Here is a 17250-nt window from a genome sequence, read left to right on the forward strand (position 1 = left end):
GGCCGCCTCGACGAGGTGGTAGCCGCCCGCCGCCGCGGTCTCGAACGTGGCGAGCGCGGCTGCAAGCCACGGGCCCGTCGGCACCGCCGCGAGAGGTGTCGCCGCGACCGAGGCCGGCTCGGGCGCCAGCGCGTCGGCCGGCGCGCCGGCGATGTCGAGCAGGCCGTCGGGCAGGACCCCGCAGGCGCTCACCTCGCCGTCGGGAAGCTCCCACGGGTCATAGCTGACCCACGCGCCGGTCCGCGGGTCACGAGCGACCAGCGGACCAGCATCCAAGACGGCTTCTTCGAACATGTGAACGACTCTACCCGACCCCACCGACAACGTCGATCTCGCACCGAGCAGCCGCCCGAGCAGCCGCCTCGGCACACCCTCATCCCGCCTCGGCGTCACCGGATGCGTGCGCTGCCGCGGCGGCGTAGCGCTCGGACAGGTCGCGCAGGTGGGTGCGCAGCTCCGGCGGGTCGAGGACCTCGAAGCCGACGCCCAGGCTGCCCAGGTAGCCGGCGAGGTCGTGCCAGGAGTCGCCGCCGGTTTGCAGCAGGCAGCTGCCGTCGTCGAGGACGGTGACCAGCCCGCCCATCGCGGTGATCTTGTCGGTGACGGCATCGATCGGCGCGTCCAGCCGGACCCGGGCCTGGTGGCGGTAGGCCTGCGAGCCGACGCCGCGCAGCACGTGGGCGACGGCGTCCCCGCCGGGCGGCTCGCGCGGGGCGAAGCGCGGCCCGGTCGGGATCCGGGGGCGGATGCGGTCCGCGCGGAACGTGCGCCAGTCGCCGCGGTCGACGTCCCAGGCCAGCAGGTACCACCGGCGGCCCGTGTAGACGAGCTGATGCGGCTCCACCGTGCGGACCGACGACGCGCCGTCGTGGCCGGCGTAGTCGAAGCGCAACTGCTCGTGACGGTGCGCCGCGGCGGCGACCTCCGTCAGCGTCGAGGCGTCCACCCGGGCACCGACGCTCGCGGCGGACGCCGTCGCAGATCGCAGCGCGTCGACCCGGTGCCGCAGCCGTGACGGGAGCGTCCGTTCCAGCTTCGCCAGCGCACGCAGCGACGTCTCCTCGATACCGGTGACCGAGCCTGCTGCGGCGGCCCGCAGTCCGAGGACGACGGCGACCGCCTCGTCGTCGTCGAGAAGCAGCGGCGGCAACGTGGAGCCGGCACCGAGCCGGTAGCCGCCGGCCGGTCCCGTCGCGGAGTCGACCTCGTAGCCCATGATGCGCAACCGCTCGATGTCGTTGCGGACCGTGCGGGTGCTGACCTCGAGCCGGTCGGCCAGCTCCGCTCCCGACCACTCCCGTCTGACCTGCAACAGCGACAGCAGCCTCAGCAGGCGCACCGACGTCTCCAACATTCTCCCGAGTCTGCCAGCAATTGAGGAACCGTACGTTCCACAACCCTCGATAGCGTCGTTCTCATCAGCACGAACACGGCGCACCACGGAGAAGGGACCGGAACGATGACGATCGAGCTGCGGGGCTTCTGCGCCCTGTACTACGCCAACGCCTCAGTCGTCGCCCCGTTCGGCAACGTCCTCGGGCTCATGTACGACCCGCACCGGAAGGCGATGGCCGACGGCGAGGCGGCCGCATGACCACGCCCGACTTCCTCGTGGTCGACGCCGCCGGTTGGGAGCACTGGCTGGCCGAGCACCATGCCACCAGCACCGGCGTCTTCGTGCGGATCGCCAAGAAGGGCGCGCCGGAGCCGTCGTTGACCATCCGGGAGGCACTGGAGGCGGCGCTGTGCTTCGGCTGGATCGACAGCGTCCGGCGCTCGCTCGACGAGCACCACTACCTGCAGCGGTACTCGCCGCGCCGGCGGGGCAGCGCGTGGTCGCGGGTCAACGTCGAGATGGTTCAGGCGCTGACCGCCGCCGGCCGGATGCGTCCGACCGGGCTCGCCCAGGTCGAGGCGGCCCGCGCCGACGGCCGCTGGGAAGCCGCGTACGCCCCCCAGCGCGAGGCCACCGTCCCATCGGACCTGGCCGCGGCGCTGGCCGCCGACCCGGCCGCCGCGGCGGCGTTCGAGGCATTGGGCCGAACCGACCGGTACGCGGTCATGCTGCCAGTGCTGAAGGCCCGCACACCGGCGGCCCGGGCCACTCGGGTGGCGCAGGCGGTGGCGGCACTGCGTGGCGGCGGCTCGACAGGACCATAATCGAGGCACGCGCTGCACGGCCGGCGCGGTAGGGTCAGACGCTTGAGACCACCGCACCCGTAGAGAGGCTGCTCCACCCATGTCCGTAGGCGAGATCGCAGGGCTGCTGGCCGCCGCTGCCTTCGTGGCACTGGTCGGTTTCCTCGCCGTGCCGATCCTGAAGCTGGGCCGGACGGTGGACGAGTTCACCCGCGTCGTCCAGGACATCCGCGCCGAGCACGTCGCCAAGACCTCCACCACCGTCGACGAAACCAACGAGCTGCTGGCCTCCACGAACGCGCAGCTGCAGCGGATCGATGCCATCACCTCGAACGCGCAGACCGTCACCACCAACGTCGCGGCCATGTCGTCGCTGTTCGCCGCCACCCTGGGCGGCCCGCTGGTGCGCACGGCCGCGTTCACCTACGGCGTGCGCCGGGCACTGGCCGCCCGCCGCGACGGAGACGGTCGCCACGGCCGCCGGGGGAGCCGGGCATGAGGCGGCTGTTCTGGGTGGCGCTGGGCGCCACCGCCGGTGTCATGGTGGTGCGCAAGCTCACCAAGGCGGCCGACAGCCTCACCCCGGAGGGCGCGGCCGACCGCGTCGCCAGCGGGGTGCGCGACGTCGGCGCGGCCATTCGCGACTTCGCCGACGAGGTCCGCGCCGGCATGGCCGTGCGCGACGCCGAGCTGCGGCACGCGCTGGGCATCGCACCGGACGGCGCCGGCACGGCCCAGCGCGGCGAGCCCGACCTGGCCGCCGTCGACGACCTCCTCGATGCGCCGTCGGCCGCAGGCCCGGTGTCACGTCATCCCCGCACCAACCCGAGAGGCACGTACTGACCATGGAGACCGCCGAGATCCGGCGTCGGTTCCTCGACCACTTCGAGAAGAACGGTCACACCGTCGTCCCCAGCGCCTCGCTGATCTCCCCGGATCCGTCGCTGCTGTTCACCGTCGCCGGCATGGTGCCGTTCATCCCGTACCTGACCGGGCAGCAGGCCGCGCCCTGGCAGCGAGCCACCAGCGTGCAGAAGTGCATCCGGACCGGCGACATCGAAGAGGTCGGCAAGACCACCCGGCACGGCACGTTCTTCCAGATGAACGGCAACTTCTCCTTCGGCGACTACTTCAAGGAAGGCGCCATCGCCTACGCCTGGGAGCTCATTACCAACCCGCAGGCCCAGGGCGGCTACGGCTTCGACCCGGAGAAGATCTGGGTCACCGTCTACCACGATGACGACGAGGCCGCCGGGCTGTGGAAGAAGGTCGCCGGGCTGCCGGAGGAGCGCATCCAGCGGCGCGGGCTCAAGGACAACTACTGGCACACCGGCCAGCCCGGCCCCGGCGGTCCGTCCAGCGAGATCTACGTCGACCGTGGCTCCAAGCACGGCCCGGACGGTGGCCCCGTCGTCGACGAGGACCGCTTCCTGGAGATCTGGAACCTCGTCTTCATGCAGGAGCAGATCACCGACGTCACGGCGAAGGACCAGTTCGTCGTCGTCGGCGACCTGCCATCGAAGAACATCGACACCGGCATGGGCCTGGAGCGGGTCGCGTACCTGCTGCAGGGCGTCGACAACCTGTACGAGATCGACCAGGTGCGGCCGACGCTGCAGCGCGCGGCCGACCTGTCCGGGCGGCGCTACGGCGCCGACCACGGCGACGACGTCCGCATGCGCGTCGTGGCCGACCACGTCCGGAGCTCGCTGATGCTCATCGGCGACGGCGTCACCCCGTCCAACGAGGGCCGCGGCTACGTGCTGCGCCGCCTGCTGCGCCGCAGCGTCCGCGCGATGCGGCTGCTCGGCGTCGACGATCGCACCATGCCGGAGCTGCTGCCGGTCGCCAAGGACAGCATGAAGGCCGCGTACCCGGAGCTCGAGTCCGACTTCGCGCGCATCTCGTCGGTCGCGTACGCGGAGGAGGACGCGTTCCGCAGGACGCTGCAGACCGGCACGCAGATCTTCGATCTGGCCGCCGAGGACGTGAAGTCCGGCGAGGCCGCGAAGGTGCTGTCCGGCGACACCGCGTTCAAGTTGCACGACACCTACGGGTTCCCGATCGACCTGACCCTGGAGATGGCGGGCGAGCAGGGCCTGACCGTCGACGAGGACGGGTTTCGCCGGCTCATGGCCGAGCAGCGGGAACGCGCCAAGGCCGACGCGAAAAGCAGAAAGGGCGGGCACACGATTTCCGCTGGCCTCGGTGCCTACCGGCAGCTGCGCGAGGTCGGCCCGACGCCGTTCACCGGCTACGAGGAGCTGGAGACCGACAGCCGCATCCGCGGGCTGCTGCTCGACGGCATCGCCGTGCCAGGTGCCAGCGAGGGCGAGACGCTCGAGGTTGTCCTCGACCGGACTCCGTTCTACGCCGAGTCCGGCGGCCAGGACAGCGACGCCGGCGTCATCAGCGGCGACGGTTTCGAGCTGGAGGTCCTCGACGTCCAGCGCCCGGTCAAGGGCCTGGTCGTGCACAAGGTCCGGGTGCTCAAGGGCGAGGTCATCAGCGGTCAGGACGTCGCGGCGAAGGTCGACCGCGAGTGGCGCATCGGTGCCTGCCAGGCGCACTCGGGCACCCACATCGTGCACGCGGCGCTGCGCCAGGTGCTGGGGCCGCAGGCGCTGCAGAGCGGTTCCTACAACAAGCCCGGCTACCTGCGGCTGGACTTCGCGTGGGGGCAGGCGCTGGGCGCTGCGACCCGCAGCGAGGTCGAGGAAGTCGCCAACCTGGCGATCCGCCGCGATCACGCGGTCAGCGCCACCTACATGCCGCTGGAACGGGCCCGCGAGATCGGCGCGCTGGCGCTGTTCGGCGAGACGTACGACGAGGAGGTTCGCGTCGTCGAGATGGCCGGATCCTGGTCGCGCGAGCTGTGCGGTGGCACCCACGTGGCGCACTCGTCCCAGGTCGGCCTCGTCACGCTGACCGGGGAGAGCTCCGTCGGCGCCGGCAGCCGCCGGGTCGAGGCGTTCGTCGGCATCGAGGGCTTCCGGCACCTGGCGAAGGAGCGTGCGCTGGTCAGCCGGCTCGCCGACCTGTTGAAGGTGCAGCCGGAGCAGGTGCCCGAGCGGGTCGAGCGGCTGGTCGTCCAGGTGCGCGACGCCGAGAAGGAGCTGGCCCGGGCCCGGGCGTCGGCGCTGGGCGCCCGCGCGGGCGAGCTGGCCGACTCCGCCCGCGACGTGTACGGCGTGTCGTTCGTCGGCCACGAAGCCCCTGCCGGCACGTCCGCCGACGACCTCCGCTCGCTCGCGCTCGACGTGCGTGGCCGGCTCGGCAACGAGCGCCCGGTGGTCGTCGCCGCCGCCGCTGCCGGCGACTCCGGCCGGCCCAGCGTCGTCGTCACGGTCAACGAGGCGGGTCGCGAGTGGGGCGTCAAGGCCGGCTCGCTGGTCCGGCTGGCCGCCCAGACGCTCGGTGGCGGCGGTGGCGGCAAGGACGACGTCGCCCAGGGCGGCGGCGCCGACGCGACCAAGATCGCCGACGCTCTCACCCGGGTCGAGCACGCCATCGGCGAGACCGTCACCCGCGGTTCGTGACGGTGCGCCGAGGCGTCAGACTGGGCGTCGATGTCGGCTCCGTCCGCATCGGGGTCGCCTCCTGCGACTCCGACGGACTGATCGCGACACCCGTCGAGACGGTCCGGCGTGGCCCCGGTGACCTGCGGCGACTCGCCGAGCTGGTCGCCGAGCGCGAACCCATCGAGGTGGTCGTGGGTTTGCCGCGTAGTCTCGATGGGAAGGAACATGCGGCGGCCCAGCACGTCCGGGCGTTTGGTGCGGAATTGGTCCGATTTGTGGCACCATGCCCGGTGCGGCTGATCGACGAGCGGTTGACCACCGCCGTCGCGACGCGCGGGATGCGAGCCAGCGGTGTCTCGTCCCGAGCGGCACGGCCGGCCATCGACCAGGCCGCGGCGATGGTCATCTTGCAAGACGCGCTGGACGCCGAGCGTAGTGGCGGCGAGCCGCCTGGAGAGGTGCTGACGGTAACCGATGACTGACCTCGACACGTCGGAGGAGCTCGTGCGCCCCCGACGGCATCGGCGGCGCCGGCGGCGCCGAAGCCGGTTCGGATCGTTCGTCGCGGTCGTGCTCTCCCTCGCCGTCGTCGGCAGCCTGCTCGCAGGAATCTATTACGGCGGCAGCGCCCTGCTGAACAGCATCAACGATGTGTTCGGCGAGGCCGAGGACTATCCCGGCCCTGGTTCTGGCGAGGTCTCGGTCACCATCGAGGAAGGCGCCACCATCCGCGCGATGGGTGCCACCCTGTTCGAGGCCGGCGTCGTGGCCAGCGAGGACGCCTTCATCGAGGCCGCGGACGACAACCCGCAGGCCACCTCCATCCAGCCGGGCAACTACGTGCTCGCCCTCGAGATGCGCGCGTCCGACGCCGTCGCGGCCCTGGTCAGCGGCGAAGGCGGACAACGGGTGTCGCTGCCGGAGGGCTACCGGGTGCGCCAGGTGCTCGCCCGGCTGGCCGAGGAGTCCGGATTCGCCGAGGCGGACCTCCAGGCCGCGCTCGACGCGGCGACCCTGCCCGAGTACGCCGAGGGCGACCCGGAAGGGTTCCTGTTCCCCGCCACGTACGAGCTCGGCGGCGAGACGACGCCGGAGTCACTGGTCGCCTCAATGCTCGAGCGCTTCGACCAGACCGCGCAACAGGTGAGCCTTTCCGATGGCGCCGCCGCGCTCGACCTGACCGCGCGCCAAGTGGTCACCGTCGCCAGCATCATCCAGCGCGAGGTCAGCCGCGAGGAGGACATGCCTCGGGTGGCCGAGGTCATCTACAACCGGCTCTCCGGGGCGTGCGAGGCAAACGGCGTACCCGAGCAGCGGCTGCAGATGGACTCCACCGTCCACTACGCCGTCGACGACTACTCCAGTGTCTACACCACGCCGGAGATGCGCCAGGTCGACTCGCCGTACAACACCTACGTCGTGTCCGGGCTGCCGCCGGGGCCGATCGCCTCGCCCGGTGAGGCCGCGCTGAGCGCCGCGCTCAACCCGACCAGGGAGGGCAACTGCTACTTCGTCGCGGTCGACCTCGAGACCGGCGAGACGGCGTTCGCGGTCACCTCCGACGACCACGCCGCCAACGAGGCGCGGCTGGAGGAGTACTGCCGGGAGAGCGACCGTTGCTGAACCAGCACTGCGCCGTCCTCGGCAAGCCCATCGCCCACTCCCTCTCGCCGGTCATTCACCGTGCCGCCTACCGGCACCTGGGCCTGAACTGGGAATACACCGCGCACGAGGTCGACGAGGCCGGGCTGGTGGGATTCCTCGCGTCGCTGGACGCGACGTGGCGCGGGCTGTCACTGACGATGCCACTCAAGCGGGTGGCGCTCGACCTGTCGACGACTGCGTCCGACGTCGCCCGGACCGTGGGTGCGGCCAACACCCTGGTCCGGCTCGACGACGACGGCTCGGCCGCGGGCTGGGCAGCGGACAACACCGACGTGCCCGGCGTGGTCGCCACCCTGGCCGAGGCCGGCGCCGAGGACACCGCGCCGGTCTGTCTCTGGGGCGGCGGCGCGACCGCGGCCAGCGTCCTCGCGGCGCTGGCCTTCCGCGGCAGCGGCCCCGTGCACGTCCATGCCCGCTCCGCGACGCGCGCGCACGCCGCGCTGGCCGTGGCCGCGGCGCTCGGACACCCGGCCAAGGTGGTGGAGTGGGCCGTGCTGCCCGCGTGCGCCGAGGCCGGGCTGGTGGTGTCGACGGCACCCAAAGGCGCGGTCGATCCGCTGGCCAGCTCGCTCACCCGCGGTCCCGCCGCGGCACGGGTTTTGTTCGATGTCGTCTACGACCCGTGGCCGACGCCGCTGGCCGCCGCGTGGCTCGAGGCCGGGGGAGCGGTGGCGAGCGGCCTCGACCTCCTGGTTCACCAGGCCGTCGGTCAGGTGCGGCTGATGACCGGCGCAGACGTGCCGGTGTCGGTGCTGCGTTCCGCCGCGCACGCGGCGACGGGGTCGCGCGCGTGACCGTCGTCCTCGTGCTGGCGCTGGCCGGAATGCTGGCGGGCGGCGCGCTGCCGCAGGCGATCGCCCGCATCCCGGACCGGCCGCCGGTGGAGGAACCGGCCGACGACGACCCGCCCACCCCGTACCGGGTGCTCGCCGCCGCGCCCCGGCTGGCGCTGTGGCTGGCGCTGGCGACCGCAGCGGTGTGGGCGCTGCTCGCGGTGGCACGGAGGGACTCCGCGGCCGACCTGCCGGCCTACCTCACCGTTGGCGCTCTAGGCGTCGCCATGGCCTACGTCGACCTGCGCGAGCACCTGCTGCCGGACTGGCTCACGTACTCCGCCCTGGCCGCCGGAGCGGCCCTGCTCACCGTCGCCGCCGTCGCGACGCAGGAGTGGGGCGCGTACGGCCGGGCCTGGGCCGGTGCCGCAGCGTGTCTGGCGTTCTACCTGTTCCTGGCCCTGCTCCGCCCGGCCGATCTCGGCCTCGGCGACGTCAAGCTGGCAGCGGTCGTGGGGCTGCTGCTGGGCTGGGCCGGCTGGTCCACGCTCGTCCTGGGCGTCTTCCTCGGCTTCCTCGTCGGAGGCGTGATCGGTATCGTCCTGATGACGGCCGGCCGCGCCGGGCGCCGCACGAGCCTGCCCTTCGGCCCGCCGATGCTCATCGGCGCCCTGCTCGCCGTCCTGCTGACCTGACAGCTCCTCAGCCTCCGGTCAGGTAGCCGGCGAGGGTTCCGCGGCCAGGACGTCGCGGATCACCGCCGTCGAGAGTCCGGCGTCGAGCAGCGCACGCACCTGCCGCACCGTGAGCACCGTGTCGTCGTCGTACTCGCGGTAGCCGTTCTTGCCGCGACGCGCCTCTATCAGCCCTTGCTCTTCGTAGTAGCGCAGCAGCCGCCGGCTGACGCCGGTGCGCCGGGACAGCTCCCGATCAGCATATGACCCGCCTCATTCACCAGCACCGGGGACGGCGCGGAGCTCGACGTGCTGGTGCGAACCGCCCCGCCGGCGTCGGGCCCGGCCGGGCCGCTGTCGATGGCGACCGTCGAGTACGAGCGGGTCCTGCCGGCGGTGAAGCACGTCGGCGAGGTCGCCAAGACCCTGTACCTGCGCCGAGCCGCCGCCGAGGGGCACGACGACGCGGCGTTCGTGGACCGCCGAGGCCGGCTCGGCGAGGCGACCATCTGGAACCTCGCGTTCTGGGACGGCGCCGCGGTCGTGTGGCCGCGCGCGGACGTGCTGCGCGGCATCACGATGGGCATCGTGCGCCGGCGTTCGTCGAGCTCCTGCACCAGGCCTACCGGGCCGAGCCGCCGGCGTCACCGTGACGGGCGCCCGACGGTGTCAGGTGCGGCCGTCGCGCTCCTGGGCGGCGAACAGTGTCTGGTCGGGCCGGCTCCACTCGACCTCGTAGACGGCGAAGCCGGCGGCGCGCGCGGCGGCACACACGGCGGGGTCGTCGTCGACGAGGATCGCGACCTTCCGATGCGCGGACAGCCGCTTCAACACGCCGATCTTGAACAGCCGGGCCGGCCGGCGGTCGTCGTCGGGGCGGAGCATCACCCGGCCGGTCGGGGCGTCGTGCGCGGCCAGCCACGACTGGGTGACCGCGCGCGTACGCTCCGGGCGGCCGCTGAGGTAGATGATGTCGTGCTCCTCGGCCAGCTTGCCGGCCAGCGCGAAGCCCTCCGGGTAGGGCGGGTCGTCGCCCATGCCGGCGAAGAAGGCAGCCCAGTTCTTCGGACGGCCCTGCAGGTGGTGGAGTCGGTGGTCGACGTCGGCGAGTACGCCGTCGAGGTCGACGACGGCGACAGGACGGGGGGTCATGAGTCTCCCGGCAGAACGGTGCGATAGCCGGCCGCGTCGAGCCCGGCGAGGATCTGCTCGAGCGCCGCAACGGTCTGGGACCGGTCACCACCGCCGTCGTGCAGCAGTATGACCGCACCGGGACGGATCTGGCCGAGCACGTCCTGAACAATAGACATCGTCCCGGGTCGTGACCAGTCGCGGGGGTCGACCGTCCAGTCCAGCGGCTCCAGCCCGAACTCGTCGAGCACCTCCTCGACCTCCGGCTGGACCGCGGTGTTGGGCTGCCGGAAGTACCGGACCGCGACGTCGTCGCCCACAGCCGTGTCGATGGCCTCGTCGGCTTCGGCGATCTGCTGCTCGATCTCGTCGCGGTCGCGTTCGGAGAGCTGGTCGTCGTGGGTGTCGGTGTGGTTGCACAGCGCGTGGCCGGCGTCGACGATTTGCCGCACCACCTCCGGGTGCTCGCGCAGGCGCTGACCGACGACGCAGAAGACGGCGGTCGCGTCGTACTGGTCCAGCAGCTCCAGCACCTGCGGAGTGTAGACGGGGTGAGGGCCGTCGTCGAAGGTCAGCGTGACGGAGTAGTCCAACGGCTCGCCGCCGGTGTCCGGGCTGGTCTCACCGTCGGAATCGGCGGATGAGTCACCGGAGGATTCGCCGGAGCCGGAGCCGGAGTCCGGACCGTCGCCGCCGTCACTCGACGCCGTGGGAGAGGCCGTCGCTCCGCCCGCAGCCGCCGCGCCCTCGTCGTCGGCCGACCGTTCGGCACCGACCGCGGCCAGTCCCAGCAGGATTCCCAGCAGGATGGTCGCGGGCCACGACAGCTGGTTCATCGCTACCTCCTGCCCGCGCTAACGGACCCATGATCATATGAACCGGGTCCGGAATCGGACAGGCGCGCCCGAACTGTATGCCGCGTGGTCAGCAGTTCGGGCGGCATTGCCGCTCGATCATGGCCTGCACGAACACGCTTTGGATGTCGCGCGGATCCTCGGCCTGGTACGCCTGGGTGCCGGTCGCGGCGGAGATCTGTTGCAGCGCGTCCATGTCGGCCTCGGGGCCCATCCCGATGGTGATGACGGGGACCGGGTTGGCCGGGTCGAACTGCGCGGTCAGCGTGGTGAGCAGGGTCTCCAGGTCGATGCCCTCGGGGTCGTCCTCGTTGCGCCCGTCGGTCAGCAGCACCACCGAGTTGACGCTGCCGGCCTGGTAGCTGCCGCGGACCTCTTGGAACGCGGCGAGGACGGTGTCGTAGAGGCCGGTGCCGCCCTCGGCGCGGGACGGCAGCGACTCCAGCGCGCCGACCAGCGCGTCGAGCCGGGTGCCGTCGCCGGCTTCCTCGTCCATCGGACCGATGTCCACCAGCTCGACGTGGTCGTTCGGCGGGTCCTGCAGGATCGAGAAGGCCCAGAGCCCGATCGACGAGCTCGGCGGGAACAGCCCCAGGGCTTCCAGTGCCGCGTCACGCGTGAGCTCGATGCGGGTGGCGCCTCCCTCGACCTGTTCGTTCATCGAGCCGGAGACATCGATGACGGCGAGCATCCGCATTTCGAGCGATAGCGCGGCCCACTGCCGGGTCAGCTCGGTGACGGCCGCCGGGTCGGGGTCGGGCAGCAGCTCGGGCATGGCCGGGCGAATGCCGTCGACGACACCGGCATCGTCGTCCGCGGTGCCGTCGGGGGAGCGGAACCCGGCGGCGCGGATCGCCTCCTGCGCGTCGATCGAGCCGAGGTAGGTGACGAAGTCCGCGGCGGCGGAGGCCGCGTCCGGGTCATCCTCGACGCCCTGGACCGCGAGCGCGGGGTAGTCGAACGCGAACGTGCCCTCGGACGGGTACAGCGCGTTGGCGGGCACCTCGGGGGCGGTGCGGTTGAAGGCGACGACGGACTGCTCGGTCGCGGTGAACGCCGCCGGGGTAGCGCCCGCGAGCGTCGCGAACGCGTCGTCGACGGTCGCGACGGCCGCCCGCGACACCTCGGTCATCAATGCCACGAGCTCGCTCTGCTCGAGCGTCTCGTCGAGGGCCGCGCGCACGGCGAGCAGGCTGGCCAGGCCTTCGTCGTTGACGGCGGGGTCGGCCAGCACGGCGGTCGCATCGCCCTGCACCACGGCCGCCCATGACACCTCTGCCTCCGCACCGCCCGCGGCCTGCGCCGCCTGCCGCGGCAGTACCACGACCAGTGGTGATAGTGCGACGTTGGCCAGCTCGTGGACCTGTGCCGCGTCGACGGCCGGGCCGTAGGCGAGGCTCTTGGGTATCCACAGGTGCGGGGCCTCGGCGGCGCCGACCGTGGCCGCCACCGTCGCGGCCGGCGCAGCGGTGACGTCGATCTCGACGCATCGGTCGCCGGCCGCTGGCTCGGTGTGCGCGTACTGGTCGGCCAGCTCGGTGAGCACGGGCGCGATGCCGGGGTCGGCCGCCACGGCGACCGGCAGCGAGCCGGAGCACTCGCCGCCGGCGGGGTCCAGCACCGAGGCGGTGCCCAGGCCGGCGGCGCCGAGGACGGCCACGGCCGCGACGGACAGGCCCAGCCTGCGCAACCAAGGGGACGGCGTCGTCGTCCGCGACGAGGCGTGGCGTCCTGTCATCGTGGGCAGCTCCGGGCAGGTCAGGGGATTGCAGACTAACCGGGAGCAATCCGACTCTGGTAGACCCCTGCCCCGCGTGTCACAGGCGATGCATCGGACTCACCGGCTCAGCCGCTGATAGCGCCGCACTGACAGCGGCACGAAGATCGCCAGCAGCACCAGCGGCCAGATCACGGCCATCAACAGGCTGTGCTCGACGATCCAGGAGTCGCCGCCGAGCCCGGGGTTGCCGAACAGGTCACGCGCGGCGGCCACTGTCGACGACAGCGGGTTCCACTGCGCCACGGCGCCCATCCAGTCCGGCATCAGGTCCGGCGCGACGAACACGTTGGACAGCGCGGTCAGCGGGAACGCCGCCGGAAAGACGATGACGCCCACGAGGTCGGCGTTCTTCACGATCAGCCCCAGGTAGATGCCGATCCAGGTGATGGCGAACCGGAGCAGCAGGATGAGCGCGATGGCCGCGACGGCTCCACCGACGCCCTCACGCCACTGCCAGCCGACCAGCAGCCCGCAGACGATCAGTGTCGCCATCTCCAGCAGTGCGCGCATCAGGTCGGCTGTGCTGCGCCCGACGACCAGCGCGGAGCGGGCCACCGGCATCGAACGGAACCGGTCGATGACTCCGCGATCGACGTCGAAGGCGACCGCCGTCGCCGTGGCGCCCAGCCCGTAGATCATGGTCATGACGAACACCCCCGGCAGCAGGAACTCGCGGTAGCTGCCGCCGTCGGGAACGGCCATGCCGCTGCCGAACACGTACCCGAAGACCAGCACCATCATGATCGGGAGCGTGAAGTAGATGATGACCTCTTCCGGCGCCCGCACCACGTGCGCCATGTAGCGGCGGGTCATCACCCAGCCGTCGGCGGCGGCCCACCGCAGCCGCGCCAGTGTGGTGCGGGCGGGTGCGGGCGGGACGGCGCTGGGCGGTGCGGTCAGGGTGGCGCTCATGCGGCACTCTCCTCGGTGTCGGCGGTGTCGGTGGTCTCGGCGGGGCGGTGGCCGGTGAGCTGGAGGAACGCCTCGTCGAGGGTCGGCCGGCGCAGGCCGACGTCCTCCGCGTCGATGCCGGCGCGCTGCAGCTCGCCGACGACGGCGGTGAGCGCGGCCATCCGGTCGGCGACCGGTGCGCTGACCCGCCTGGTGTCGCGGTCGACCTCCGGCTGCGCCGACGCTGCCCGGCCGACGACCGCGGCCGCGACGGCCAGCTGCTCGGCGTCGCGCACGACGACCTCGATGCGGTCGCCACCGATGGCCGCCTTGAGCTGGTCGGGCGTCCCCTCGGCAACGGCCCGGCCGGCGTCGATGACGGAGATGCGCGCGGCCAGCTGGTCCGCCTCCTCCAGGTACTGGGTGGTCAGCAGCACGGTCGTGCCGCCCTCGACCAGCGCGCGCACGGCTTCCCACACGCCGTTGCGGCTTCGCGGGTCAAGACCGGTGGTGGGCTCGTCGAGGAACAGCACCTCCGGGGCGAGGACGAGGCTGGCGGCGAGGTCGAGCCGGCGGCGCATGCCGCCGGAGTAGGCGCCGGCGGAGCGGTCGGCGGCGTCGGTGAGCGCGAACCGCTCCAGCAGCTCCTCGGCCCGCTGCCGGGCGGCCCGGGCGCCGAGATGGTAGAGGCGGCCGAACATGACGAGGTTCTGCCGCCCGGACAGCGTCTCGTCGACGGCGGCGTACTGACCGGTCAGCCCGATGCGGGCGCGCACCTCGCCCGCATCGCGGACCACGTCGTACCCGGCGACCCGGGCGCTGCCGGAGTCGAACCGGAGCAGGGTGGCGAGGCTGCGCACGGCCGTGGTCTTGCCGGCGCCGTTCGGGCCGAGCAGCCCGTAGACGATCCCGCGCGGCACGGTCAGGTCGAGCCCGTCGAGGGCGTGGTTGTCGCCGTACCGCTTGCGCAGTCCCTCGGCGACGATGGCCGGATCGGTGGAGGTCACGACCGTCTCCCATCAAAAGTGTGTACGGCGTATACTTCGCTATACGTTGTACACAGTTCTAGGATGAGCGTCAAGCGGAGAGCTAGGGGAGTAGATGCCGACGGAGAACCAGCGGGCCGATCCGAATCGCACACTCGACCTGCTCTGGGGTGCCCAGCCGCAGCCGACCCGTGGCCCGAAGCCAGGGCTGAGCGTGCAGCGGATCGTCGGTACGGGCATCGAGGTCGCCGACGCCGAGGGGCTGGCGGCGGTGTCCATGCGCCGGATCGCCGATGAGCTCGGCGTCACCACGATGTCGCTGTACCGGTACGTGCCGAGCAAGACCGACCTGCTCGAGCTGATGGTCGAAGCGGCCAGCCGGACCCAGCCGTCGCCACCGGAGCTCACCGGCTGGCGCGACAAGCTGCGCTGGCAGTCGCAGGGCATCGTCGACGCCTACCGACGGCGGCCGTGGACCCTCGACGTCCCGCTGAACGCCCCACCGATGGGGCCGAGCCAGATCCGCCGCATGGAGCACCTGTTGGAGGCTCTCGACGACACCGGCCTCAGTGGGCCGGAGATGCTCGGCATCCTGGTGATGCTCAGCGGTTACGTCCGCGGGCACGCCCAGCTGGCGTTCACCATGGCCCAGGTCGAGGCCCGCACCGGGGCGCCGGAGAAGGAGTGGGACGCCGCCTACGGCCGCATGCTGCAGTCGTTCGTCAACCCCGACGACCACCCGGTGCTGGCCCGCATCGTCTCCGAGGACAGCTTCGTCGGCTACGCCGAGCCCGATGACCCGTGGCTGGGCGAGGACTTCGCGTTCGGGCTCGAGATCGTGCTCGACGGCATCGGCGCCTACATCGAGCGCCGGACGGGGGCGCGCTGACCGGCCGCCGGGGGAGCGGCGATACTGGGATGTCGGCGGCAGCCGGCGCCCACCCCCAGGTCCCCGACAGGAGCGGCAGATGGCTGGAACGGCACAGATCGGCGTCACCGGACTCGCGGTGATGGGCCGCAACCTGGCGCGCAACTTCGCCCGGAACGGCTACTCGGTCGCGGTGCACAACCGCACCGCCAGCCGCACCCGCGAGCTCGTCGAGCGGTTCGGCGACGAGGGCACGTTCGTGCCGGCCGAGTCCGCCGAGGAGTTCGTCGCCGCGCTGGAGCGTCCGCGCCGGCTGATCATCATGGTCAAGGCGGGCGCGCCCACCGACGCCGTCATCGACGAGTTCGCCGCGCTGCTCGAGCCCGGCGACATCATCGTCGACGGCGGCAACGCGCACTTCGCCGACACCCGCCGGCGCGAGGCGGCGCTGCGCGAGCGCGGGCTGCACTTCGTCGGCAGCGGCATCTCCGGGGGAGAGGAGGGCGCGCTGCTCGGGCCCAGCATCATGCCCGGCGGCTCGACGGAGTCCTACACCCAGCTCGGCCCGATGCTGGAGGCCATCGCGGCCAAGGCACCGGACGGGTCGCCCTGCTGCACGCACATCGGGTCCGACGGCGCCGGGCACTTCGTCAAGATGGTGCACAACGGCATCGAGTACGCCGACATGCAGCTCATCGCCGAGGCCTACGACCTGCTGCGCCGTGCCGCCGGGTTCGAGCCGGCCGAGATCGCCGACACGTTCCGCGGCTGGAACACCGGGCGCCTGGACTCCTACCTCATCGAGATCACCGCCGAGGTCCTGGCACATGTCGACGCCGCCACCGGCAGGCCGTTCATCGACATCGTCGCCGACCAGGCCGAGCAGAAGGGCACCGGCCGCTGGACCGTGCAGCTCGCGCTCGACCTCGGGGTGCCGGTCAACGGCATCGCCGAGGCGGTGTTCGCGCGGTCGTTGTCCGGCCACGCCGAGCTGCGCGCCGTCGGACAGGGCCTCGCCGGGCCGGCACCGGCCACGCTAGCGCCGGACGAGGCCGAGCGGTTCGCCGTCCAGGTCGAGCAGGCGCTGTACGCCTCGAAGGTCGTCTCGTACACGCAGGGCTTCCACCAGATGCAGGCGGCCGCCGCCGAGTACGGGTGGAGCCTCGACCTCGGCGCCATCGCCGGCATCTGGCGCGGCGGCTGCATCATCCGGGCCGCGTTCCTCGACCGCATCACCACCGCCTACGCCAAGGACCCGCAGCTGCCCAGCCTGCTGGCCGACGACCGGTTCGCCGACGAGGTGGGCGGGGCCCAAGAGGCCTGGCGGGCGGTCGTCGCGACGGCGACCCGGCTGGGCATCCCGGCGCCGGGCTTCGCCACCGCGTTGTCGTACTACGACGCGCTGCGGGCCGAGCGGCTCCCGGCGGCGTTGACGCAGGGCCAGCGCGACTTCTTCGGCGCGCACACCTACCGTCGCGTCGACCGCGAGGGCGTCTTCCACACCCGCTGGTCCGAGGACCGCGCCGAGGTCCAGAACGACTGACCGACAGGTCACGCCGGGGCGTCTGTCGACAGGGGTTGACAGACGATGGCGCGTCTCCGACAGCTACTTGACATAATGTGCATTATCGGCGATGCGTTCTAACCTCGCCCACCCCCTCATGATCATCAACGATTTGGTGTGCCATCACACCTGAGATCGTTGTTGATCACGAGCACCGTGGGCGCGACCCGCGCCGCCAAGGTCTTACCTGACCTGCGCGGGAATGGTGATCTGTCGCTTGCTCGTCACGGTCGACGTCGGCATGACCCAACCTCCTCCTTACCTGGAGTAAGGCAAGCAACCCCGGTACGCGACGTTCGGCGTTTCCGTCCGGTTTCCATGCGAGTGGCATCGATGACATCTGGTCGGCTGTCATCGATGCCATGCTGGGCGAGGTCGGTGGTCTGGCAGCATATGCGCGGACT

At 71.9% G+C, this 17250-nt stretch carries 18 protein-coding genes and 2 pseudogenes; 12 read left to right on the forward strand and 8 right to left on the reverse strand.

Going from position 1 to position 17250, the window contains the following annotated elements:
* A partial coding sequence (locus tag E1269_RS13980) for a hypothetical protein (protein WP_131895474.1) occupies positions 1–294 on the reverse strand: 294 nt, incomplete at its 3' end.
* Between the two features lie 79 nt (positions 295–373).
* The gene (locus tag E1269_RS13985) at positions 374–1354 is read right to left on the reverse strand and encodes a helix-turn-helix transcriptional regulator (protein WP_131895476.1); all 981 of its coding nucleotides are present in this window, start codon (positions 1352–1354) and stop codon (positions 374–376) included.
* Between the two features lie 105 nt (positions 1355–1459).
* On the opposite strand from E1269_RS13985, the gene E1269_RS33830 reads away from it, so the two are divergent.
* From E1269_RS33830 to E1269_RS14025, 9 genes are all read left to right on the forward strand, one after another.
* The gene (locus E1269_RS33830; RefSeq protein WP_275264570.1) at positions 1460–1594 is read left to right on the forward strand and encodes a hypothetical protein; all 135 of its coding nucleotides are present in this window, start codon (positions 1460–1462) and stop codon (positions 1592–1594) included.
* Entirely contained in the window at positions 1591–2160 is a 570-nt protein-coding gene (locus E1269_RS13990; RefSeq protein WP_131895478.1) for a YdeI/OmpD-associated family protein, read from the forward strand. Before E1269_RS33830 ends, E1269_RS13990 begins: the two co-directional genes overlap by 4 nt.
* Positions 2161–2239: 79 nt before the next feature.
* Positions 2240–2638: a DUF948 domain-containing protein gene (locus E1269_RS13995; protein ID WP_131895480.1), complete on the forward strand. Its 399-nt coding sequence runs from the start codon at positions 2240–2242 to the stop codon at positions 2636–2638.
* Positions 2635–2982 carry a DUF6167 family protein gene (locus tag E1269_RS14000; RefSeq protein WP_203433545.1) on the forward strand — a complete coding sequence of 116 codons (348 nt, stop codon included), beginning with the start codon at positions 2635–2637 and terminating at the stop codon, positions 2980–2982. The genes E1269_RS13995 and E1269_RS14000 overlap by 4 nt, the downstream gene beginning before the upstream one ends.
* Positions 2983–2984: 2 nt before the next feature.
* Positions 2985–5678 carry an alanine--tRNA ligase gene (gene alaS, locus E1269_RS14005; RefSeq protein ID WP_131895482.1) on the forward strand — a complete coding sequence of 898 codons (2694 nt, stop codon included), beginning with the start codon at positions 2985–2987 and terminating at the stop codon, positions 5676–5678.
* The gene (gene ruvX / locus E1269_RS14010; RefSeq protein ID WP_162606412.1) at positions 5675–6142 is read left to right on the forward strand and encodes a Holliday junction resolvase RuvX; all 468 of its coding nucleotides are present in this window, start codon (positions 5675–5677) and stop codon (positions 6140–6142) included. Before alaS ends, ruvX begins: the two co-directional genes overlap by 4 nt.
* Positions 6135–7283, forward strand: coding sequence for an endolytic transglycosylase MltG (gene mltG / locus E1269_RS14015; protein ID WP_131895484.1), 1149 nt, complete (start codon positions 6135–6137; stop codon positions 7281–7283). Before ruvX ends, mltG begins: the two co-directional genes overlap by 8 nt.
* Positions 7277–8119, forward strand: coding sequence for a shikimate dehydrogenase (locus E1269_RS14020; RefSeq protein ID WP_131895486.1), 843 nt, complete (start codon positions 7277–7279; stop codon positions 8117–8119). Before mltG ends, E1269_RS14020 begins: the two co-directional genes overlap by 7 nt.
* Complete coding sequence (locus E1269_RS14025) at positions 8116–8793, forward strand: prepilin peptidase (RefSeq protein WP_131895488.1); 678 nt, start codon at positions 8116–8118, stop codon at positions 8791–8793. Before E1269_RS14020 ends, E1269_RS14025 begins: the two co-directional genes overlap by 4 nt.
* A gap of 45 nt (positions 8794–8838) precedes the next feature.
* Here E1269_RS14025 and E1269_RS14030 read toward each other — a convergent pair.
* Positions 8839–9021: pseudogene (locus tag E1269_RS14030) on the reverse strand (MerR family transcriptional regulator); the annotation flags it as partial.
* A 48-nt stretch (positions 9022–9069) separates the two neighbouring features.
* Here E1269_RS14030 and E1269_RS34255 point away from each other — a divergent pair.
* Positions 9070–9372, forward strand: a pseudogene (locus E1269_RS34255) (aminotransferase class IV); the annotation flags it as partial.
* Between the two features lie 69 nt (positions 9373–9441).
* Here the strand turns inward: E1269_RS34255 and E1269_RS33410 are convergent.
* The 5 genes from E1269_RS33410 to E1269_RS14060 all read right to left on the reverse strand — a co-directional run bounded on the left by E1269_RS33410 (position 9442) and on the right by E1269_RS14060 (position 14435).
* Positions 9442–9924, reverse strand: coding sequence for a phosphatase domain-containing protein (locus E1269_RS33410; protein ID WP_131895492.1), 483 nt, complete (start codon positions 9922–9924; stop codon positions 9442–9444).
* The gene (locus E1269_RS14045; RefSeq protein WP_131895494.1) at positions 9921–10739 is read right to left on the reverse strand and encodes a polysaccharide deacetylase family protein; all 819 of its coding nucleotides are present in this window, start codon (positions 10737–10739) and stop codon (positions 9921–9923) included. Before E1269_RS14045 ends, E1269_RS33410 begins: the two co-directional genes overlap by 4 nt.
* An 88-nt stretch (positions 10740–10827) precedes the next feature.
* Complete coding sequence (locus E1269_RS14050; protein WP_131895496.1) at positions 10828–12495, reverse strand: substrate-binding domain-containing protein; 1668 nt, start codon at positions 12493–12495, stop codon at positions 10828–10830.
* Between the two features lie 99 nt (positions 12496–12594).
* Complete coding sequence (locus tag E1269_RS14055; RefSeq protein ID WP_131895498.1) at positions 12595–13449, reverse strand: ABC transporter permease; 855 nt, start codon at positions 13447–13449, stop codon at positions 12595–12597.
* The gene (locus E1269_RS14060) at positions 13446–14435 is read right to left on the reverse strand and encodes an ATP-binding cassette domain-containing protein (RefSeq protein WP_131895500.1); all 990 of its coding nucleotides are present in this window, start codon (positions 14433–14435) and stop codon (positions 13446–13448) included. Before E1269_RS14060 ends, E1269_RS14055 begins: the two co-directional genes overlap by 4 nt.
* Positions 14436–14529: 94 nt before the next feature.
* Here E1269_RS14060 and E1269_RS14065 point away from each other — a divergent pair, with 94 nt between their 5' ends.
* Positions 14530–15303, forward strand: coding sequence for a TetR/AcrR family transcriptional regulator (locus E1269_RS14065; RefSeq protein WP_131895502.1), 774 nt, complete (start codon positions 14530–14532; stop codon positions 15301–15303).
* Positions 15304–15382: 79 nt separating this feature from the next.
* Positions 15383–16825 carry an NADP-dependent phosphogluconate dehydrogenase gene (gndA, locus tag E1269_RS14070; RefSeq protein WP_131895504.1) on the forward strand — a complete coding sequence of 481 codons (1443 nt, stop codon included), beginning with the start codon at positions 15383–15385 and terminating at the stop codon, positions 16823–16825.
* The last annotated feature ends 425 nt before the right edge of the window (positions 16826–17250 follow it).

This window comes from Jiangella asiatica (assembly GCF_004349065.1).
Classification (GTDB): Bacteria; Actinomycetota; Actinomycetes; order Jiangellales; family Jiangellaceae; genus Jiangella; species Jiangella asiatica.